Annotated in this window: 1 protein-coding gene; it reads left to right on the top strand. The window is 70.4% G+C overall.

Annotated features, from left to right (window positions below):
- Positions 1–950: thiamine pyrophosphate-dependent enzyme (locus HGG74_RS21610; protein WP_246262925.1), on the top strand; the 950-nt coding region annotated here is incomplete at both ends.

The raw sequence follows: 950 nt of genomic DNA, 5'->3' as shown, positions 1-950 counted from the left end.
GGGCCAAGCGGGTGATGGTCCTGGACCACCCCGAACGCGCCTCCGAGATCGTGGCCGAGGCCATGTTCGCGGCCATGAGCGGCCGGCCCGGCCCGGTGGTGGTCGGCCTGCCCGAGGACATCATCCGCGAAACGATCGATGCCACCGTGCACCCGGTGATCCCGGTGGCCGACGGCGGGATGACCGTGACCGACTTCAAGGCCCTCCAGGCCGCCCTGGAACAGGCCGAGAAGCCCTTGTTCGTGCTCGGCGGCAACGACTGGACCGCCGAAGGGGCCGCCGCGCTGACCAAGTGGCTGGAGGGGCACAAGATCGCCGCGGCGGTGGAGTGGCGCTGCGAGGGCACCATTTCCTTCGACTCGCCCTGCTACGTCGGGCCCATCGGCTACGGCAGGCCGAAGCCCACCTATGACCTTTTGGAGGAGACCGACCTGCTTATCTTCGTCGGCACCGTGCCCGGGGATGTGATCACCGACGGGTTCGTGGTCCGCCAGGACTGGGCGAAGCAGAACTTTTTGGTCACCATCGACCCCTCCCTGCGCGGCCGCTCCGGGCCGGTCTCCCACCAGATCGTGGCCCGCCCGGACGTGTTCGTGCGGGACCTGGTCCGGATGGAACTGCCGGTGAAGGACACCTGGCGGGCCTTTACCGAGCGGATGCGCACCGAGCAGGAAAAGTTCGCCGCCCTGCCGCCGGCGGAGCCCTCCGCGGGCAGGGCGCGGATGGACACCCTCATGGCGCACCTGGTCCCGGCCCTGCCCGAGGATGCGCTGGTGACCCTGGGCGCCGGGGAGCACACCAACTGGGCCCACCGCTACTTCCCCACCCGCACCTACCCCTCCATGATCAGCGCCCGCAACGGCTCCATGGGCTACTCCGTGCCCGCCGCCATCGCCGCCTCGCTGGCGCACCCGGGCCGGTGTGTGGTGACCATCGCCGGGGACGGGGAG

It is taken from the genome of Arthrobacter mobilis, assembly GCF_012395835.1.
Taxonomy (GTDB): domain Bacteria; phylum Actinomycetota; class Actinomycetes; order Actinomycetales; family Micrococcaceae; genus Crystallibacter; species Crystallibacter mobilis.
Note: the sequence above shows the minus strand (reverse complement) of the source record. Positions and strands in the feature narration are given on the sequence as shown.